The organism is Streptomyces sp. NPDC057617, assembly GCF_042800555.1.
GTDB lineage: Bacteria > Actinomycetota > Actinomycetes > Streptomycetales > Streptomycetaceae > Streptomyces.
Genome location: NZ_JBHVGV010000005.1, coordinates 398,642 through 417,761, shown reverse-complemented (window position 1 = coordinate 417,761; position 19,120 = coordinate 398,642). Strand labels below are relative to the sequence as shown.

Genomic DNA, 19,120 nt, shown 5'->3' with positions numbered 1-19,120 from the left:
CCTCTCGTCGCCGGGCCGCGTCTGCGGTCGCGGTCCCTCGGATACGTCAACTTCTGTGTGCCGTACGCCGCCCCGTGGGCGCCACCGGGCCCCCGGGTCTCCCCGCGGCCCGCGGCGACGCGATACCGTGGCGTCCCTTCTCCCCACATGATCCTCGTGGCCGCCCTGGAGGTTCCGTGGTACAGGCGTACATCCTTATTCAGACCGAGGTGGGCAAGGCGACGACCGTCGCCGAGACCATCGCCAAGATTCCGGGAGTGACCCAGGCCGAGGACGTCACCGGTCCCTACGATGTGATCGTGCGCGCTCAGGCGGACACCGTCGATGAGCTGGGCCGCATGGTGGTCGCCAAGATCCAGCAAGTGGACGGCATCACCCGCACCCTGACCTGCCCGGTCGTGCACCTCTGACCCCCGTTTACCCTTGGCCGGTGACCCGTTCCCGCCGCAGGCTATCCGGCCGCCGTTCCGCCCGCCTGTCCGCCGTCGTCCTGCTGGCGGCAGCGGCGGGCTGTGCCTCTCAGGACGCGCCGTCGGTCGCGGTTCCCGCTCCGCCCCCGGGAGAGGCGGCGCTGTGCCGGGCTCTGCACGGGGAACTGCCCGGCAGCATCGGGGATCTCGGCCGGAACGATCCCGAACCGCGCTCCGAACTGACCGCCGGGTGGGGGGACGCCGCGATCGTACTGCGCTGCGGCGTCCCCCGGCCCGACGGGATGAGCGATCCCCAGGCGAAGGCGGTGGAGGCGGACGGCGTCAACTGGATGCTGGAGGAGCGGGACTCGGGGCCGCGGTTCACCACCACGTACCGCAAGACCTATGTGGAGGTCACGCTGGACGCGCGGTTCGCGCACGACTCCACTCCGCTCGCGCGGCTGGCGGGGCCGGTCGCGAAGACGATCCCGCCGAGCCTCTAGCGCCCGTCCGCCGCTGACTCGGGAACGGGTCAGCGCAGACCGGTCGGACGGCGCAGCGCCGCCTGGATCAGCCGGTCGATCAGCTCCGCGTACCCCACACCGCTCTCCTGCCACATCCGCGGATACATGGAGATCGGCGTGAAGCCGGGCATCGTGTTGATCTCGTTGATCACGAACTCGCCGTCCTCGGTGAGGAAGAAGTCCGCGCGGACCAGCCCTTCGCAGGACGCCGCCTCGAACGCCTCGACGGCGAGCCGCCGTACCTCCGCGGTCTGCTCCTCGGTCAACGGCGCGGGCACCAGACCGGTGGCCGAGTCGATGTACTTGGCCTCGAAGTCGTAGAAGTCGTGCGCGGTGACCGGCGGGATCTCGGCGGGCACACTGGCCCGCGGCCCGTCCTCGAACTCCAGCACCCCGCACTCGATCTCGCGCCCGCGCAGCAGCGACTCGACGAGGATCTTGGGGTCATGGCGCTGTGCCTCGGCGATCGCCTCGTCGAGCCCCGAGGGGCCGTCGACCTTGGTGATGCCCATGGACGAGCCGGCGCGCGCGGGCTTCACGAAGAGCGGCCAGCCGTGCTCCGCCGCGAAGTCCACGATCTTCCTACGGGCACCCGCGCCCTTGGCGCCGTCGGGACCTTCCTCCCATTCGCGGGGCCTGATCACCACATACGGGCCGACCGGCAGCCCGAAGGAGGTGAACACCCGCTTCATGTACTCCTTGTCCTGCCCGACGGCCGAGGCCAGGACCCCGGCGCCGACATAGGGGACGCCGGAGAGTTCGAGCAGCCCCTGGAGGGTGCCGTCCTCACCGTACGGACCGTGCAGTACGGGGAAGACGACATCGACCTCGCCCAGCGCCTTGGGCACGGAGCCCGGCTCGCTGTAGACGACCTCGCGGTTGCCGGGATCCACGGAGAGGACGACCCCGCCCTCCGTGGACTCGGCGAGCTGCTCGACGCTGGGCAGGGCGCGGTCGGCGATGGCCATCCGCTCGGGGTCGTCGGCGGTCAGCGCCCAGCGGCCGTCGGTGGTGATCCCGATGGGCAGGACGTCGTACTTCGTACGGTCGATGGACCGCAGTACGGCTCCGGCCGTGACCACCGAAATGGCGTGCTCGGAGCTACGGCCGCCGAAGACGACGGCCACGCGCGGCTTGCGGAGCTGCTGCTCAGGGCTCTGGGAGGAGTTCTCGCTGCTCATATCGCGATGAGCGTACCTGGTGGTAGCGCGTGAGTCAGCGTTGCTCGCGGCCGAGTCAGCGGCGCCCGCCGGCCGGCCGCACCCGCCGGGTCAGAGGCGCTCGGGCTTGGCGCTGCGCCCCATCAGCTCCTTGACCGCGACGAGCGGCGACTTCCCGTTGTGGACGATGTCCACGACCGTCTCCGTGATCGGCATCTCGACGGCGTGGCGCCGGGCCAGATCGAGCACGGACTCGCAGGACTTGACGCCTTCGGCGGTCTGGCTGGTGACCGCGATGGTCTCCTGGAGGGTCATCCCGCGGCCGAGGTTGGTGCCGAAGGTGTGGTTGCGGGAGAGCGGCGAGGAGCAGGTCGCGATCAGATCGCCCATGCCGGCGAGGCCGGAGAAGGTGTGCGGGTCGGCGCCCATGGCGAGCCCGAGCCGGGTGGTCTCGGCGAGACCGCGGGTCATCAGCGAGGCCTTGGTGTTGTCGCCGAGCCCCATGCCGTCGGCGATGCCGACCGCGAGACCGATCACGTTCTTGACCGCGCCGCCGAGTTCGCAGCCGACCACATCGGTGTTGGTGTACGGGCGGAAGTACGGGGTGTGGCAGGCGGACTGGAGCCGCTGGGCGACCGACTCGTCACGGCAGGCGACGACGGCGGCGGCCGGCATCCGGCCGGCGATCTCCTTGGCGAGATTGGGTCCGGTGATCACCGCGACCCGCTCGGCCGGTGCCTTGGCGACCTCCTCGATCACCTCGCTCATGCGCTTGGCCGTGCCGAGTTCGACGCCCTTCATCAGCGAGACGAGCACCGTGTCGGAGGGCAGGACGGGCGCCCAGGCCGCGAGGTTGCCGCGCAGTGTCTGCGAGGGCACGGTCAGTACGGTGAACTCGGCGCCGGCCGCGGCCTCGGCCGGGTCGGTCGTCGCCCTTACACCTACGGGGAGTTCGAAGCCCGGCAGATAGTCGGGGTTGGTCCGGGTGGTGTTGATGGCGTCGACGACTTCCCCGCGGCGGCCCCAGAGCGTCACCTCGCATCCCGCGTCGGCGAGGATCATGGCGAATGCCGTGCCCCACGAACCCGCTGCGAAGACCGCGACCCGCGTCACTTGGACCCCTCTTCCGCGGCTTTGCGCCGCTGTTCCGCCCGGGCCTTGCGATGGTCGTACAGGGCCTCGGGCACCGGCTCTCCGCGTACCTCGGAGAGCAGTTCCGTGATGGCGGCCATGATGACCTCGGTCGCCTCACGGAGCAGTTCGGGGGTGGGTTCCTGGCCTTCGAACCGGGAGAGATCGACCGGCGGGCCGGCCAGGACCTTCAGCGTCTTGCGCGGAAAGAACTGGAAACGGTTCTCCTTCGCGTACGGCGGCATCGCCAGATTGGCGCCCCACTGCGCGACGGGAATGACCGGGGCCTTGGTGAGCAGGGCGACCCGGGCGGCGCCGGTCTTGCCGGTCATCGGCCACATGTCGGGGTCGCGGGTGAGGGTGCCCTCGGGGTAGAAGGCGACGCATTCCCCGCGCTCGATGGCGTCGACGGCGGCGCGGAACGCGTCCAGCGCGTCGGTCGTCTCGCGGTAGACGGGAATCTGTCCGGTGCCCCGGAGCATCATGCCGACAAAGGAGCCCTGGAAGAGTCCGGCCTTCGCCAGGAATCTCGGCACGCGTCCGGTGTTGTACTGGAAGTGCGCGTAGGAGAGAGGGTCCAGATAGGAGTTGTGGTTGACCGCGGTGATGAATCCGCCGTCAGCCGGAATATGCTCCGCACCCCGCCAGTCCCGCTTGAACAGAACGACCAGCGGTGGTTTGGCGATGACGGCCGCCAGGCGGTACCAGAAGCCGATTCTGCGGCGGGACACTCGGACACCTTCCTCTTCGCGCCTGGCTCACTGCCCGGCTGCCGGGGGTCAAGTGTCGCCCCGGGCCCCTGCTCTGTCGAGAACACCGTACGCCCCGCTTCCTGGACCGGCCCTGTGGGCCGTCACGGTGCCGGGCCACAATAGAGGGCCGATTCACATGGACGGAGAGTTCGCCACGGACACCGACCCGACCTCGCGCTGGTCCCTGGTCGTTCCGCTGAAACCCCTGCGGCTGGCCAAGAGCAGGCTCGCCGTGGCCGCGGGCGAGGCCCTGCGGCCACGGCTCGCGCTGGCCTTCGCGCAGGACACCGTGGCCGCCGCGCTGGCCTGCCCGGCCGTACGGGATGTGGCGGTCGTCACGGACGACCCGACGGCGGCGGCGGAGCTGGCCGCGCTGGGCGCGCGCATTGTGCCGGACTCCCCGGCGGACGGCCTCAACGCGGCGCTGGCGCACGGCGCGCGGGCGGTCAGGGCGGGGCGCCCACGGGCCGCGGTGGCCGTGCTCAACGCCGATCTCCCGGCGCTGCGTCCCGCGGAGCTGGGCGCGGTCCTGGCGGCGGCGGAACCATTTCCGCGCGCTTTTCTCGCGGACGCCGCCGAAATCGGTACGACATTGCTGACGGCTGCCGCGGGCACGGAATTGAATCCCGCTTTCGGCGGTCCGTCCCGCCTTCGGCATTTGTCCTCGGGCACGGTGGAAATTGTCCTGGCCGGGGTGGATTCCGTACGGCGTGATGTGGATACCGGCGCCGATCTGCTGGTGGCCGCGGAGCTGGGTCTCGGCCCGCACACGGCTCTGCGGTACGCGGCGCACGGCCCGCTTCCCGCGCACCGGCCGGGAATCTGAACGGCCGGGGCCCCGGGCCGCGCAGGCACCGCACCGGCGCGGGAGCGGCGGTACGCTGCGGCCATGCAGGCCACTTCGTACACCTACGACTCCGAAACCCGCGCCGGGAGCGTGCTGCTGGACGACGGCACCCCGGTGGAGTTCGACGCGGCGGCGTTCGACGCCGGCGGGCTGCGGATGCTGCGGCCGGGGCAGCGCGTACGGATCGACACCGAGGGCGAGGGCGCGTCGCTGCGGATCACGCTGGTGACGCTGTACACGTTCTGACGCGCGTGTTCCGGTACTTCCGGTGCTTCGGGCACCTCTGAGACGCCGCGGGCCGGGCTCCCCGAGAGGAGCCCGGCCCGGCGCGTGTGGCTCTGTAACCGCTCACTTCCCCCTGGTCACGGTCTTCTTCGCGGTGGTGGTCCGTGCGGCCGCCTTCCTGGCGGGCGCCTTCTTGGCCGTGGCCTTCTTGGCCGGCGCGGTCTTCTTCGCGGTGGCCTTCTTGGCCGTGGCGGTGGCCTTCTTGGCGGTCTTCTTCGCCGCCGTGGTCTTCTTCCCTGCCGTCTTCTTCGCGGCTGTCGTCTTCTTGACCGCGGTCTTCTTCGCCGCGGTGGTCTTCTTGACCGCGGTCTTGCGGGCCGCGGCCGTCTTGGCGGTGGCCTTCTTGGCCGCGGCCTTCACGGTCGTACGGGCGGAAACCCCGCCGGAGAGGCTGCCCTTGGGGGCCTTCTTGACGGCCACATCGTTCTTGGGGAGCTTCTTCGAGCCGCTGACCAGGTCCTTGAACCCCTGTCCTGCGCGGAAGCGGGGCACCGAGGTCTTCTTGACCCGGACGCGCTCACCCGTCTGCGGGTTACGGGCGTAGCGGGCCGGGCGGTCGACCTTCTCGAACGAGCCGAAACCGGTGACCGAGACGCGGTCACCGGCGACGACCGCGCGGACGATGGCGTCGAGTACCGCGTCGACCGCGTCCGCGGCCTGCTGACGGCCGCCTACCTTGTCCGCAATCGCTTCTACGAGCTGCGCCTTGTTCACGTCTTCCCCTTCGGAGACATTGCCAGAACGAAAGTGTTCAAGCTTTTTCGCACGTTAGGCAGATATATACCGCAAATCAAACACGAAACGGGCTAATCACCCTAGTGCCGCAACGAAGTCGACCTGGCGGAGATCCGCGGAGGTCAGTCACCTTCGGGAAAACGACCCTCGTCGAGGTCCTTCATCAAGCGGTCCAGACGCCTTGCCGCGTCCGGGAGATCGTGCTTCGCCGCGGCCGTGATGACCAGCAGCTTCCGCGAGAGCGCCATCCGTACACTCTCCGGGACTTGCAGCGTGCGCACCCTTGTGTGCGCTTCCTTCAGTTGTTCGGCGACCAACCCGTAGAGCTTGAGTTGGCTGTCGCGTTCCATGCACCGATTGTGCCATCTGGGGCGAGTTGTCGCCCGAGGGGGGCTCAACAAGCGAGCGCACCCCCTGCCGGAAGGCAGGGGGTGCGCTCGGGGAAAGGCGCTGATCAGGCCTGATCAGGCGGTAATGGTCCGTGGTTTGAAGGACGGCCTGGCGGCTTCGTAGGCGGCGATCTCCGCTTCGTTCTGAAGGGTGAGGCTGATGTCGTCGAGCCCGTTGAGCAGCCGCCAGCGGGCGTTCTCGTCCAGCTCGAAATCGGCGGTGAGCCCGGCCCCGTCGGGCGCGGCGGCCCTGACCTGGCGCGCTTCGAGGTCCACGGTGATCTCGGCCTTGGGGTCGCTCTCGGCGATCTCCCAGAGGGCGTCGACGACCGGCTGGTCCAGAACCACGGTCAGCAGACCGTTCTTGAGCGAGTTGCCGCGGAAGATATCGGCGAACCGGGAGGAGATGACGGCCTTGAAACCGTAGTTCTGGAGGGCCCACACGGCGTGTTCGCGGGAGGAGCCGGTGCCGAAGTCGGGCCCCGCCACCAGGACCGTGGCGCCCGCGTACCGGGGCTGGTTGAGCACGAACTCCGGGTCCTTGCGCCAGGCCTCGAACAGCCCGTCCTCGAAGCCGTCGCGGGTGACCTTCTTGAGCCAGTGCGCCGGAATGATCTGGTCGGTGTCGACGTTGCTGCGGCGCAGCGGGACCGCGCGTCCGGTGTGGGTGGTGAAGGCTTCCATGGTTATCGCGCTCCAGCGGGCGTAGGGGCGCCGGCACCGGCGTCGGACAGATCGGCGGGCGAGGCGAGGTGGCCCAGGACGGCGGTGGCGGCGGCGACCTGGGGGGAGACGAGATGGGTACGGCCGCCCTTGCCCTGCCTGCCCTCGAAGTTGCGGTTCGAGGTGGACGCGGAGCGCTCGCCGGGCGCGAGTTGGTCGGGGTTCATGCCCAGGCACATCGAGCAGCCGGCGTGCCGCCACTCGGCGCCCGCGCCGGTGAAGACCTTGTCCAGGCCCTCCTCGACGGCCTGGAGGGCGACCCGTACCGAACCGGGGACCACCAGCATCCGTACGCCGTCGGCGACTTTACGGCCGTCCAGGACCGAGGCCGCCGAGCGCAGGTCCTCGATACGGCCGTTGGTGCACGAGCCTACGAAGACGGTGTCCACGCTGATGTCGCGCAGCGCCTGCCCGGCGGTCAACCCCATGTATTCCAGGGCCCTTTCGGCGGCGTGCCGCTCCGAAGCGTCCTCGTACGAAGCGGGGTCGGGGACGTGCGAGGAGAGCGGCGCGCCCTGGCCGGGGTTGGTGCCCCAGGTGACGAACGGGGCCAGTTCCGTGGCGTCGATGAAGACCTCGGCGTCAAAGACCGCGTCGTCGTCGGTGCGCAGCGTCTTCCAGTACGCGACCGCCGCGTCCCAGTCCTCGCCGCGGGGGGCGTGGTCGCGGTCCTTGAGATAGGCGAAGGTGGTCTCGTCGGGGGCGATCATGCCCGCCCTGGCGCCGGCCTCGATGGACATGTTGCAGATGGTCATCCGGGCCTCCATCGAGAGCTTCTCGATGGCCGGGCCGCGGTATTCGAGGATGTAGCCCTGGCCGCCGCCGGTGCCGATCCTGGCGATCACGGCGAGGATCAGGTCCTTGGCGGTGACGCCGTCGGGGAGTTCGCCGCCGACGGTGACGGCCATGGTCCTGGGGCGGGCCAGCGGCAGGGTCTGGGTGGCGAGGACATGCTCGACCTGGCTGGTGCCGATGCCGAACGCCAGCGCGCCGAAGGCACCGTGGGTGGATGTGTGGCTGTCGCCGCACACCACGGTGGTGCCGGGCTGGGTCAGTCCGAGCTGCGGGCCGACGACATGGACGACGCCCTGCTCGACATCGCCCAGCGGGTGCAGCCGTACGCCGAAGTCGGCGCAGTTCTTGCGGAGCGTCTCCAACTGGACCCGGGAGACCGGGTCCGCGATGGGCTTGTCGATGTCGAGGGTCGGGGTGTTGTGGTCCTCAGTCGCGATGGTGAGGTCGAGCCGCCGGACCTGCCGGCCGCTCTTACGGAGGCCGTCGAAGGCCTGGGGGCTGGTCACCTCGTGCAGCAGGTGCAGATCGATGAAGAGAAGGTCGGGCTCGCCCTCCGCGCGCCGGACGACATGGTCGTCCCAGACCTTCTCCGCGAGTGTCCTACCCATCGCTTTCCCTCCGGCCGGTCCGTCGTGGCCGGCGCTCCTAGAGATATGTGGGCCCGCGTCCGCTCTCCCCGTGCCCGGACGCCGGCTGGGGGCCCGTGGTCCGCGGGCCGTACCCACCAGGTTGGCAAGTTCCCCGCGAAAAGGAACTTGCGTTTCACAGAGTGAGACGCGAGTATCGTTTCATGGACAACTCTAGCGGCGTCGGCGTTCTCGACAAGGCGGCTCTGGTATTGAGCGCTCTGGAGTCCGGTCCGGCCACCCTGGCCGGGCTGGTCGCGGCGACCGGGCTCGCACGGCCCACGGCCCACCGGCTGGCCGTGGCACTGGAACACCACCGGATGGTGGCGAGGGACATGCAGGGACGGTTCATTCTGGGCCCCCGGCTGGCGGAGCTGGCCGCCGCGGCCGGCGAGGACCGGCTGCTGGCCACGGCGGGGCCGGTGCTCACGCATCTGCGGGATGTGACGGGCGAGAGCGCGCAGCTCTACCGGCGCCAGGGTGACATGCGGATATGTGTGGCGGCGGCCGAGCGGCTGTCCGGACTGCGGGACACGGTGCCGGTCGGCTCGACCCTGACGATGAAGGCGGGCTCCTCGGCCCAGATCCTGATGGCCTGGGAGGAGCCGGAGCGGCTGCACCGGGGTCTTCAGGGGGCCCGGTTCACGGCGACGGCGCTCTCGGGCGTACGGCGCAGGGGGTGGGCCCAGTCGATCGGCGAGCGCGAGCCGGGGGTGGCCTCGGTCTCGGCGCCGGTGCGCGGTCCCTCGAACCGGGTGGTCGCCGCCGTCTCGGTATCCGGACCGATCGAGCGGCTCACCCGGCATCCGGGCCGTATGCACGCGCAGGCCGTGATAGACGCCGCGGGCCGGCTGAGCGAGGCACTGCGCCGCTCGGGCTGAGGCCTTTCCGTACTCCCGCTCCCGCCCCGGGGTCCAACAGGCGCTTCGGCGGCGGGGGTTGAGCGGGGGTGAGTACGGAGCCGCTGAGTCCGGAGCACGCAAAAAAGCCCTTCGCGTACGAAGGGCTTTCTCTGCTTCTGTACCCCCGACCGGATTCGAACCGGCGCTACTGCCGTGAGAGGGCAGCGTGCTAGGCCGCTACACAACGGGGGCGTGGACCGAGGTCCCGCTGGGCTACCAGGACTCGAACCTAGAACAACGGAACCAGAAACCGTCGTGTTGCCAATTACACCATAGCCCATGGTCGTTCAAGTCTTCTCAGACCCGTACCCCCGACCGGATTCGAACCGGCGCTACCGCCTTGAGAGGGCGGCGTGCTAGGCCGCTACACAACGGGGGCCCTGGCGATCCTGCATCGACGCGGCCGGGTGCGACCCGACGGCATCGGAGAGAAGGATCTGTACCCCCGACCGGATTCGAACCGGCGCTACTGCCGTGAGAGGGCAGCGTGCTAGGCCGCTACACAACGGGGGCGTTGCAGAGAAGATCTGCGCTGGGCTACCAGGACTCGAACCTAGACTAACGGAACCAGAAACCGTCGTGCTGCCAATTACACCATAGCCCACCAAAACACAACCCCCATACGGGGGCTCATTTGGCTTGCGCTCCCGGCCGGACCTGTCGGCCTTTCCGGGCGGCGCAGGAAGAACATTACCCGATCGCGGACACCGCTCCAAAACGAGTATCACCGCGCAGTAGAGCGGGAAGCTGGCCGAGATCGGTGATCCGTACCAGCTCAGGACGCCCGCCCACGCCCGCCCGGTCCAGCCAGACCCCGGCGAGTCCCGCGGCGACGGCCCCGCCCGCGTCGATGTCCGGCTCATTGCCCACGTACGCCACCTCGTGCGGGTCCAGCGCGAGGGTGTCGCAGGCGGCGTGGAAGGCGGCGGCGTCGGGCTTCGATACGCCCAGCTCAGCGGCGCAGAGGACGGCCTCGAAGTGATCACGTACCCCCAGCGCGGACAGCTTGCGGTCCTGGACGTGGATGCTGGAGTTCGAGAGGACGGCCTGGCGGTAGTCGGGCGCGAGGCGGTCGAGCACGGCAACGCTGTCGGGGAACAACGTCCAGGCGGCTTCGTAATGAACGATGTACCGGTCGAACCAGTCGTCCGCCTCGGCGTCGCCGAGGTCGTCGGTGCCGACGAAGGCACGGACCCGGTCCCGCCGCTGCCCCTGGAAGCCGGTCTCCCCCGCGGAGAACCGCGCCCAGTGCAGATCGGTGATCTCCCGCCAGCGCGTGAGGGCCTGGTCGACGGATTCGAATCCGTCGTCCAGGCCCTCGGCCACGAGATGGTCCCGCATTCCGACGCGGTCGGCGCGGGAGTAGTCGAACAGGGTGTCGTCGATGTCCCACAGCACTGCGCGAATAGGCATACGACTGACGGTACCTCTCACCCCGGAACGGCTACGCCCGCAGCTTGGCCAGGGCCGCGTCGATGCGGGTCAGTGTGCGGTCGCGGCCCAGGAGTTCCAGGGACTCGAAGAGCGGGAGGCCGACCGTACGGCCCGTGATCGCGACACGGACCGGGGCCTGGGCCTTGCCCAGTTTGAGGCCGTGCTCCTCACCCGCCGCCAGCACCGCGTTCTTGAGCGCCTCCGCGGTCCACTCCGCCTCGGCGATCTTCGTACGGGCGGTCTCCAGCAGCGCGTCCGCGCCCGGCTTCATCGCCTTCGCCCAGGACGCCTCGTCCTCCGCCGGCTCGTCCAGGAAGAGGAAGTCGACATTGGCGGTGATGTCCGAGAGCACCGTGAGCCGGGTCTGCGCCAGCGGCGCCAGCGCCTCGAAGGCCGCCGTGTCGAAGTTCTCCTGCGGCCAGGGCGCGTGCGGGGCCTTCAGCCAGGGGCCGCACGCCTCGATGAACGTCTTTCCGTCCAGCAGCCGGATGTGATCGGCGTTGATCGCCTCGGCCTTCTTCAGATCGAACCGCGCCGGATTCGCATTGACGTCCGCGATGTCGAACGCGGCGACCATCTCGTCCATCGAGAAGATGTCCCGGTCCGCGGCGAGCGACCAGCCCAGCAGGGAGAGGTAGTTGAGCAGCCCCTCGGGCAGGAACCCGCGCTCCCGGTAGAGGTTCAGGGAGGACTGCGGGTCGCGCTTGGAGAGCTTCTTGTTGCCCTCGCCCATGACGTAGGGGAGGTGCCCGAAGGACGGGATCTCCTTCGCGAGGCCCAGCTCGATCAGCGCCTTGTAGAGCGCGATCTGGCGCGGGGTGGACGACAGCAGGTCCTCGCCGCGCAGTACGTGGGTGATCTCCATCAGCGCGTCGTCGACCGGGTTGACCAGCGTGTACAGCGGCGCGCCATTGGCGCGGACGATGCCGTAGTCCGGGACGTTCTCCGGGGTGAAGGTCAGCTCGCCGCGGACCAGGTCCGTGAAGGTGATCGGCTCGTCGGGCATCCGGAAGCGGACGATGGAGGTGCGGCCCTCCGCCTCGTACGCCGCCCGCTGCTCGGCGCTCAGATCGCGGCACTGCCCGTCGTACCCGGAGGGGCGCCCCGCCGCGCGGGCCGCCTCGCGGCGCGCGTCCAGCTCCTCGGTGGTGCAGTAGCAGTGGTACGCGTGGCCGGCGGCGAGCAGCTTGTCCGCGGTGTCGCGGTAGATGTCCATCCGCTGCGACTGGCGGTACGGCGCGTGCGGGCCGCCCACCTCGGGGCCCTCGTCCCAGTCGAATCCGAGCCAGCGCATCGAGTCGAGGAGCTGCTCGTACGACTCCTCGGAGTCGCGCGCCGCGTCGGTGTCCTCGATACGGAAGACCAGGGTGCCGCCGCTGTGCCGGGCGAAGGCCCAGTTGAACAGGGCGGTGCGGACCAGTCCCACATGGGGGTTGCCGGTCGGCGAGGGACAGAAACGTACACGGACGGGTCCGTTAGCCACGCTTGATCACCTTGTTGGTGAGAGTGCCGATGCCTTCGATGGTGACGGCGACCTCGTCGCCGACGCTGAGGGGGCCGACCCCGGCGGGGGTGCCCGTGAGGATGACGTCGCCGGGGAGCAGCGTCATGGCCTCGGTGATGTGGACGATCAGGTCCTCGACGGAGCGGATCATGTCGCTCGTACGGCCGAGTTGGCGCTGTTCGCCGTTGACCGTGCACTGGATGGTCAGGTCCGAGGGGTCGAGATCGGTCTCCACCCAGGGGCCTAGCGGGCACGAGGTGTCGAAGCCCTTGGCGCGGGCCCACTGGTTCTCGGCGCGCTGGGTGTCGCGGGCCGTGATGTCGTTGGCGCAGGTGTAGCCGAGGATGACGTCCTTGACGCGGTCGCGGGGGACTTCGCGGCACATCCGGCCGATGACGACGGCCAGTTCGGCCTCGTAGTGGACCTCGTCGGAGAAGGACGGGTACTCGATGGCGTCGCCGGTGCCGATGAGCGCGGTCGTGGGCTTGAGGAAGACGACCGGGACGTCGGGGACCGCGTTGCCCAGCTCGGCCGCGTGCTCCGCGTAGTTGCGGCCGATGCCGAGGATCTTGTTGCCGATCACGGGTGGCAGGAGGCGGACCTTGCTCAGCGGGACCTTGGTGCCGGAGAGCTCGAAGTCGGCGTACGGGATGCCCTTGATGATGTCGAGCACAAGGCCGGCCGGGTCGCTGCCCTCGCCCTCGACCGCGCCGAAGGCGACATTGCCGTCGATGGAGAATCTGGCGATGCGCACGGGATGCTGCCGCCCCTCATTACTTGCCGGCTGTTCCGGAGACTGACGCTCCAGGCTAGCGCGGGGGGCGTACGCAACGGCCACCTCGGATGCCCGGGGTGGCCGCTTCGCGTATTACAGTGCGAGTGAGAAGTGGATCAACGATCACTCGGCGGGCGCGACCATCAGAGTCGTACGGCGGGGGTTGGCGGTCCGGTTGGGCAGGGCGACGGGGTGCTCCTGGTGCTCCGCGGGTGCCATCTCCTCGGCGTCCTTCAAATGCGCCAGAGTGGTGCGCCGGGGGTTGGCGGTGCTGCGGAACATCATCGTCGTCTTCATCTGTGGTGTCAGACCTTGTCGGGAGCGGGGCGCGGGGCGCCACTTGTCGGATGTGCCATCTCTGTAAAGCGTCAGGCTAAACATCCGATTCCCCGCCACCGCCGGGATCCAGCAGCGATCTCCGTGTGAGTTTCCTCACGACTCGCCGGGCATTTCCCCCATTACGGTCACTGATCGTTGACCATGGAATCGGACATTGAGCTACTGAACGTTACATTCCGCTCCTGATCATGAGGACTGGGACACCCCCCACCCGTAAGCGGGACGTCAATAAAAGTCCGTTTCCTCCGTGAACCATTTCTACGGCTCGTGACCCGGTGCTCACACGGCGTCATTCAAGCCATGGGCCCTCCCGTGGCCCTTGTTGGAGATCCTGCACTGTGCTGGAATTCCCCCCACCGCCGCGGGTTTACAAGCCGGCGCGCAGGGGCGCAACGCAGCGCCGAGTGGCGGCGGGGAAGGGGAGCAGCGCCGGTCACTCACGACCACCATGGGGAGCGTTCTGCGCCCCACGACGCCGACACCGCCCCGCCGTTCGCGGAGGGGCGCCTGGTCCAGAGGTTGCGACGCTAGTGCAGGGACGTTTCAAGAGGGATAGCAGTGCTGCGGCGGAGCAGGAGCCCCGCGGCGGAACCGACCGCGGCTCCTCGCCCCAGCACACCCAGAACCCGGGACCGGCACCCTCGGGCGAGAGTGGCGGCAGAGGCGGGTCCGCCGGGGCCGCACCGGGTGCGGGCGGGCCTCCGGCGCCGCCCAAGCCCGTGACGCCGCCGGTGACTTCGGTGCCGGGTGAGGTCGGGCCGAGGATCGCGCTGCGCAACTGGCGTATCAGCACGCGCCTGGTGGCGCTGCTGACACTGCCGGTGGTCGCCGCGACCTCGCTGGGCGGGCTCCGTATCAACCAGTCGCTGAATGACATTCAGCAACTGGAGCATATGCAGCTCCTCACCAAGATGACCAAGGAGGCGACCAGCCTCGCCGCCGCGCTCCAGGCGGAACGTGACGAGTCGGCAGGTCCGCTCACCAACGGCGAGTCGCCCGACGACTACAAGGTCAAGAACCGCCGTACCGCGACCGACCGGGCGAAGCGGGCCTTCCTCGACGCCACGGTCGACATCGGCAACACGGACGGCGACGAGGCGCTGGAGAGCATCCGCTCCAACGTCAACCAGATCGCCACCCAGGTCAACAAGATCAACGACATCCGCAAGGGCGCGTACACCTCGGAGTCGGACTCGCTGACCGTCGACGCGTACAGCGGACTGATCGACTCACTGCTGAGCCTCTCGCAGGACATGGCGCAGGCGACCAGCAACCCGGACATGATCAAGCGGACCCGCGCGCTGGCCGCGTTCTCGTCCGCCAAGGAGTACGCCTCCATCCAGCGGGCGATCATCGCCGCCGCGCTGCCGGCCGACCCGAAGACCAAGGGCAAGCTCACCGACAGCGACCGGCTGTACGGTCTGGCCGCGCAGACCAAGGAGCGGAACGCCCTCACCTCCTTCAGCTCGCTGTACGAGTCGATGGGCGGCGACGCCGAAGAGCTGATGGCGCCGCTCAACGGGAACGGCAACCCTGAGATAGGCCAGGCCGAGAAGTACGCGGAGCGTGTGCTCAACACCCCCGACGGCATGGCGCAGCAGCCCAACCGCTCGTATCTGGACTGGACCGACCAGGCGTCCACCCGGATCAACGCGATGAAGACCATCGAGGCCACGCTGCTGGGCGAGATGGAGGGCAAGGCCCGCGAGCTGCGCACCCAGTCGCAGCGCGACGCGCTCATCAACGGTGCGGTCATCCTGCTGGTGCTGGGTGTCTCGCTGGCCGGCGCCTTCGTGGTGGCCCGGTCCATGATCCGCTCGCTGCGCCGGCTCCAGGACACGGCCACCAAGGTCGCCCAGGACCGGCTGCCCGAGCTGGTCAAGCAGCTCTCCGAGTCGGACCCGCAGGATGTCGACACCTCCGTCGAGTCGGTCGGTGTGCACTCCCGGGACGAGATCGGACAGGTCGCCGCGGCCTTCGACGACGTGCACCGCGAGGCGGTCCGCCTCGCCGCCGAGCAGGCTCTGCTCCGGGGCAACGTCAACGCGATGTTCACCAACCTCTCGCGCCGCAGCCAGGGTCTGATCCAGCGTCAGCTCTCGCTGATCTCCGAGCTGGAGTCGCGTGAGGCGGACCCGGACCAGCTCTCCTCGCTCTTCAAGCTGGACCACCTCGCGACCCGTATGCGCCGTAACGGCGAGAACCTCCTCGTCCTCGCGGGCGAGGAGCCCGGCCGCCGGTGGACCAGGCCCGTACCGCTGGTCGACGTGCTCCGTGCCGCGGCCTCCGAGGTGGAGCAGTACGAGCGCATCGAACTGGCCTCGGTCCCCGCGACCGAGGTCGCGGGACGCGTCGTCAACGACCTCGTGCACCTGCTCGCCGAGCTGCTGGAGAACGCGACCTCGTTCTCCTCGCCGCAGACCAAGGTCCGGGTCACCGGTCACGCGCTGCCCGACGGGCGGGTGCTGGTCGAGATCCACGACACCGGTATCGGTCTGTCCCCCGAGGACCTCGCGGCGATCAACGAGCGGCTGGCCTCGCCGCCGACCGTGGACGTCTCCGTATCGCGCCGCATGGGTCTGTTCGTGGTCGGCCGGCTGTCCCTGCGCCACGGCATCAGGATCCAGCTCCGGCCCTCCGACTCGGGCGGTACGACCGCGCTGGTCATGCTGCCGGTCGATGTCGCGCACGGCGGCAAGAAGGCTCCGGTGCCCGGCCGTCCGGGTGCCGGTCCCGGCGGCCAGAACGCGGTCGGCCAGGCGCCCGCCGCGGGCGGCCAGCTGACCGGCGGGCCCGGTACGGCCGGTGGCGGCAGGCCCGGTCTCGGCGCGGGACCCGGCGGTGGCCCCGGGCTGCTGGCGGGCGCGAGCCCGCGCGCCGCGCTGCCGTCCCGGGACGGCTCGGGCGGTGGCCAGGGCGGACCGCAGGATCCGCAGCGGCAGGGCTCCGGCCAGTCCAGCATCTTCAGCCAGAACGCCTTCGGCGCGCCCGGCCAGGGCCAGGCCGGTCCCGGACAGGGCGGTGGCCAGGGCCGTAACGACCAGTTCGGCGGCCAGGCCGGGCAGAACCCGAACCCCCAGCAGGGACCGGGCGCCAGGGCCGGCCAGGGCGGCGGCGACCGCAACGGCTTCAGCGGCCGCGCCCAGAACGCCTTCCAGCAGGGCGGCGCCCCCGACCGCGGCCGGCAGCTTCCGCCGCCCGGCGGACCGCGCGCCGAACTGCCGGGCGGGAACCCGCAGCCGCAGCGCCAGCAGACCACGAGCTGGGGCAGCGACCAGCAGCCGCAGGGGCAGCACCCCTCGCTGGACGCCCCGCGCGGCCACGAGGAGCACGACACCTCCGGCCAGTACGCGAGGCCCGACCAGCAGGGCCCCGGCTCCACGGCCGAGTTCCAGCGCCCGGACTTCGGCGGGCCCCGGCCGGACGCGAACACGGGACGCGGCGGACCGCAGGACGCGGGTGCCACGGCCCAGTTCCCCCGTCCGGACTTCAACGCCCCGGCGGGCTACGACGCCCCGCAGAACGGGTACGGCGGCGCCCAGTCGGACTTCCGTACCCCCGCGGAGTACAACAACGCCCCGCAGCAGCGGGACTACAGCCCCCAGCAGGACTACAACGCCCAGCGCCCCGGAGGTCCGGGCGCGCAGGGCGGCTACCGGCCGCAGGGCCTGCCGCCGCAGCAGCAGCCGGAGGCGCTGCCGCCGGCCGGTCCCGGCGACGGCCGCACCCCGCTGTACGACACCCTGGAGACCAACTGGTTCCACGGGCACGGGCAGCAGGGCGGCGGCCAGCAGTACCAGCAGCAGCCACCCCAGCAGCCCCAGTCCCAGCAGCCCCCGATGCCGCGCCGCGACATCCAGGGCTCCGGCACCAACGGCTCGGGCTTCCCGGGTCTGAATGCCAACGGTTCGGGCGCCCGTGGCGCGGGCGTCACCTCTTCCTGGCGTACGTCGCCCAACGACGAGCTGGTACGCCAGGCCGAGCGGGTCAAGAAGCCCCAGGCGGGCGGGATCACCACATCCGGTCTGCCCCGCCGGGTGCCGCGTGCCAATCTGGTGCCCGGCACCGCGCAGGAACAGAACACCCAGGCCGGTCCGCAGGTATCGCGTGCGCCAGCAGACGTACGTGGCCGGCTGACCAATCTCCGTCGGGGTATCCAGCAGGGTCGGCAGGCCGGCAACACCGGCCCGTCGACCGGGAGTTTCAACCTCGGCACCTCTCACCAGCAGGAGCGTTAGTTGAGTCCGATGAGTCAGGCTGCGCAGAATCTGAACTGGTTGATCACCAACTTTGTGGACAACACCCCCGGGGTGTCCCACACGGTGGTGGTCTCCGCGGACGGACTTCTGCTGGCCATGTCCGAGGGCTTCCCCCGCGACCGCGCCGATCAGCTCGCGGCCGTGGCGTCCGGTCTGACCTCGCTGACCGCGGGGGCATCCCGGATCTTCGAAGGCGGCCCGGTCAACCAGACCGTCGTCGAGATGGAGCGCGGTTTCCTCTTCCTCATGTCCGTCTCCGACGGTTCCTCCCTGGCCGTACTGGCGCACCCCGAGTGCGACATCGGCCTGGTGGGGTACGAAATGGCCCTTCTGGTCGACCGCGCAGGTACGGTCCTCACCCCGGACCTGCGCGCCGAGCTCCAGGGCAGCCTGCTGCACTGAGGCTCCAAGGAACTGTCCCCCGCTCCAACCACCGTCAGGCCGCCCAACCGGCCCCCCACCGGCCAAGTCAGACGGCACGCAGACATCTTGCTGTCACGCCCGGAGGATTCATGACCCCGCCACCCGCCTCTCACGATCCGTACGGCGCTCCAGTCGACGCGTACGGTTCCGAGGGCGACCAGCCGCTGGTACGTCCGTACGCCATGACCGGCGGACGGACCCGGCCGCGGTACCAGCTCGCCATCGAGGCGCTGGTCAGTACGACGGCAGACCCGGCGCACCTCGCCACTCTGCTCCCTGAGCACCAGCGGATCTGCCACCTGTGCCGTGAGGTCAAGTCCGTCGCGGAGGTGTCGGCTCTGCTGACGATGCCGCTGGGCGTCGCGCGCATCCTGGTCGCGGACCTGGCGGAGGCGGGCATGGTGGCCATCCACCAGCCGGGCAACGGAGAGGCCGGCGGCACGCCGGATGTGACACTGCTCGAAAGGGTGCTCAGTGGACTTCGCAAGCTCTAGCGGCGGAGCGGCTCGGTCGACCACCAGCGCGAAGATCGTGGTGGCGGGCGGCTTCGGCGTGGGCAAGACCACGTTCGTCGGCGCCGTCTCGGAGATCAACCCGCTGCGTACCGAAGCCGTCATGACCAGCGCCTCCGCAGGCATCGACGACCTCACCCACACCGGAGACAAAACCACCACCACCGTGGCCATGGACTTCGGACGCATCACCCTCGACCAAGACCTCATCCTCTACCTCTTCGGCACCCCCGGACAGGACCGCTTCTGGTTCATGTGGGACGACCTCGTCCGCGGCGCCATCGGCGCCGTCGTCCTCGTCGACACCCGCCGCCTCGCCGACTGCTTCCCCGCCGTCGACTACTTCGAAAACTCAGGACTCCCCTTCGTCATCGCCCTCAACGGCTTCGACGGACACCAGCCCTACACCCCCGACGAAGTACGCGAAGCACTCCAGATCGGCCCCGACACCCCCATCATCACCACCGACGCACGCCACCGCGCCGACGCCAAAAGCGGACTCATCACCCTCGTCGAACACGCCCTCATGGCACGACTCAAGTAGACGTCCGGGTACGGCAGTTGCCGTACCGAGCAGGGGGAGGCGGGCCATGTC

At 69.8% G+C, this 19,120-nt stretch carries 20 protein-coding genes and 5 tRNA genes; 9 read left to right on the top strand and 16 right to left on the bottom strand.

From position 1 onward, the window contains the following. Positions 1-176 precede the first annotated feature (176 nt). On the top strand, positions 177-410 hold the full coding sequence (locus ACFU9P_RS15750; RefSeq protein WP_046495896.1) for an Lrp/AsnC family transcriptional regulator: 234 nt from the start codon (positions 177-179) through the stop codon (positions 408-410). 20 nt (positions 411-430) lie between these two features. Further along, on the top strand, positions 431-913 hold the full coding sequence (locus ACFU9P_RS15745) for a DUF3515 domain-containing protein (protein WP_384080757.1): 483 nt from the start codon (positions 431-433) through the stop codon (positions 911-913). A gap of 29 nt (positions 914-942) precedes the next feature. Here the strand turns inward: ACFU9P_RS15745 and ACFU9P_RS15740 are convergent, their stop codons facing one another. From ACFU9P_RS15740 to ACFU9P_RS15730, 3 genes are all read right to left on the bottom strand, one after another. Beyond that, positions 943-2,115 (bottom strand): D-alanine--D-alanine ligase family protein, encoded by a 1,173-nt coding sequence (locus tag ACFU9P_RS15740; RefSeq protein WP_376371405.1) that lies wholly within the window; start codon positions 2,113-2,115, stop codon positions 943-945. A 90-nt stretch (positions 2,116-2,205) separates the two neighbouring features. Further along, a complete protein-coding gene (locus tag ACFU9P_RS15735) occupies positions 2,206-3,207 on the bottom strand; it encodes an NAD(P)H-dependent glycerol-3-phosphate dehydrogenase (RefSeq protein ID WP_384080753.1) in 1,002 nt (333 codons plus the stop codon). Continuing rightward, positions 3,204-3,956 (bottom strand): lysophospholipid acyltransferase family protein, encoded by a 753-nt coding sequence (locus tag ACFU9P_RS15730; protein ID WP_376371410.1) that lies wholly within the window; start codon positions 3,954-3,956, stop codon positions 3,204-3,206. The genes ACFU9P_RS15735 and ACFU9P_RS15730 overlap by 4 nt, the downstream gene beginning before the upstream one ends. Positions 3,957-4,113: 157 nt before the next feature. On the opposite strand from ACFU9P_RS15730, the gene cofC reads away from it, so the two are divergent. After that, positions 4,114-4,803, top strand: coding sequence for a 2-phospho-L-lactate guanylyltransferase (gene cofC / locus ACFU9P_RS15725; RefSeq protein ID WP_384080749.1), 690 nt, complete (start codon positions 4,114-4,116; stop codon positions 4,801-4,803). Between the two features lie 63 nt (positions 4,804-4,866). Further along, positions 4,867-5,070, top strand: a complete 204-nt coding sequence (locus ACFU9P_RS15720; protein ID WP_376371415.1) for a hypothetical protein — start codon at positions 4,867-4,869, stop codon at positions 5,068-5,070. A gap of 102 nt (positions 5,071-5,172) precedes the next feature. On the opposite strand, the gene ACFU9P_RS15715 is transcribed toward ACFU9P_RS15720, so the two are convergent. The 4 genes from ACFU9P_RS15715 to leuC all read right to left on the bottom strand — a co-directional run bounded on the left by ACFU9P_RS15715 (position 5,173) and on the right by leuC (position 8,359). Continuing rightward, positions 5,173-5,823 carry an HU family DNA-binding protein gene (locus ACFU9P_RS15715; protein ID WP_046495910.1) on the bottom strand — a complete coding sequence of 217 codons (651 nt, stop codon included), beginning with the start codon at positions 5,821-5,823 and terminating at the stop codon, positions 5,173-5,175. Between the two features lie 143 nt (positions 5,824-5,966). Further along, entirely contained in the window at positions 5,967-6,194 is a 228-nt protein-coding gene (locus tag ACFU9P_RS15710) for a hypothetical protein (RefSeq protein WP_376371419.1), read from the bottom strand. Positions 6,195-6,308: 114 nt separating this feature from the next. Next, a complete protein-coding gene (leuD, locus tag ACFU9P_RS15705; protein ID WP_376371422.1) occupies positions 6,309-6,917 on the bottom strand; it encodes a 3-isopropylmalate dehydratase small subunit in 609 nt (202 codons plus the stop codon). Positions 6,918-6,919: 2 nt separating this feature from the next. After that, positions 6,920-8,359: a 3-isopropylmalate dehydratase large subunit gene (leuC, locus tag ACFU9P_RS15700; RefSeq protein ID WP_376371425.1), complete on the bottom strand. Its 1,440-nt coding sequence runs from the start codon at positions 8,357-8,359 to the stop codon at positions 6,920-6,922. A 182-nt stretch (positions 8,360-8,541) separates the two neighbouring features. Here leuC and ndgR point away from each other — a divergent pair, with 182 nt between their 5' ends. After that, a complete protein-coding gene (ndgR, locus tag ACFU9P_RS15695) occupies positions 8,542-9,258 on the top strand; it encodes an IclR family transcriptional regulator NdgR (protein ID WP_058942291.1) in 717 nt (238 codons plus the stop codon). Between the two features lie 140 nt (positions 9,259-9,398). Here ndgR and ACFU9P_RS15690 read toward each other — a convergent pair. From ACFU9P_RS15690 to ACFU9P_RS15650, 9 genes are all read right to left on the bottom strand, one after another. After that, positions 9,399-9,471: transfer RNA gene (locus tag ACFU9P_RS15690), tRNA-Glu, on the bottom strand. 16 nt (positions 9,472-9,487) lie between these two features. After that, positions 9,488-9,559 (bottom strand) — tRNA-Gln (locus tag ACFU9P_RS15685). 26 nt (positions 9,560-9,585) lie between these two features. After that, a tRNA-Glu gene (locus ACFU9P_RS15680) sits at positions 9,586-9,658 on the bottom strand. A 61-nt stretch (positions 9,659-9,719) separates the two neighbouring features. Further along, positions 9,720-9,792: transfer RNA gene (locus tag ACFU9P_RS15675), tRNA-Glu, on the bottom strand. Positions 9,793-9,811: 19 nt separating this feature from the next. Next, a tRNA-Gln gene (locus ACFU9P_RS15670) sits at positions 9,812-9,883 on the bottom strand. A gap of 86 nt (positions 9,884-9,969) precedes the next feature. Beyond that, positions 9,970-10,692 (bottom strand): HAD family hydrolase, encoded by a 723-nt coding sequence (locus tag ACFU9P_RS15665; protein ID WP_384080743.1) that lies wholly within the window; start codon positions 10,690-10,692, stop codon positions 9,970-9,972. A 31-nt stretch (positions 10,693-10,723) separates the two neighbouring features. After that, entirely contained in the window at positions 10,724-12,196 is a 1,473-nt protein-coding gene (gltX, locus tag ACFU9P_RS15660) for a glutamate--tRNA ligase (protein WP_384080740.1), read from the bottom strand. After that, positions 12,189-12,971: a fumarylacetoacetate hydrolase family protein gene (locus ACFU9P_RS15655; RefSeq protein ID WP_376371434.1), complete on the bottom strand. Its 783-nt coding sequence runs from the start codon at positions 12,969-12,971 to the stop codon at positions 12,189-12,191. Before ACFU9P_RS15655 ends, gltX begins: the two co-directional genes overlap by 8 nt. Positions 12,972-13,115: 144 nt before the next feature. Further along, a complete protein-coding gene (locus ACFU9P_RS15650) occupies positions 13,116-13,289 on the bottom strand; it encodes a hypothetical protein (protein ID WP_376371437.1) in 174 nt (57 codons plus the stop codon). A gap of 572 nt (positions 13,290-13,861) precedes the next feature. Here ACFU9P_RS15650 and ACFU9P_RS15645 point away from each other — a divergent pair. The 4 genes from ACFU9P_RS15645 (at position 13,862) to ACFU9P_RS15630 (ending at position 19,069) form a co-directional block, all read left to right on the top strand. Next, positions 13,862-17,569, top strand: coding sequence for a nitrate- and nitrite sensing domain-containing protein (locus tag ACFU9P_RS15645; protein ID WP_376371440.1), 3,708 nt, complete (start codon positions 13,862-13,864; stop codon positions 17,567-17,569). 9 nt (positions 17,570-17,578) lie between these two features. After that, positions 17,579-17,992 carry a roadblock/LC7 domain-containing protein gene (locus tag ACFU9P_RS15640; protein ID WP_030351794.1) on the top strand — a complete coding sequence of 138 codons (414 nt, stop codon included), beginning with the start codon at positions 17,579-17,581 and terminating at the stop codon, positions 17,990-17,992. A 110-nt stretch (positions 17,993-18,102) separates the two neighbouring features. After that, positions 18,103-18,507 carry a DUF742 domain-containing protein gene (locus tag ACFU9P_RS15635; protein ID WP_376371442.1) on the top strand — a complete coding sequence of 135 codons (405 nt, stop codon included), beginning with the start codon at positions 18,103-18,105 and terminating at the stop codon, positions 18,505-18,507. Further along, positions 18,488-19,069: an ATP/GTP-binding protein gene (locus ACFU9P_RS15630; RefSeq protein WP_189282429.1), complete on the top strand. Its 582-nt coding sequence runs from the start codon at positions 18,488-18,490 to the stop codon at positions 19,067-19,069. Before ACFU9P_RS15635 ends, ACFU9P_RS15630 begins: the two co-directional genes overlap by 20 nt. Positions 19,070-19,120 lie beyond the last annotated feature (51 nt).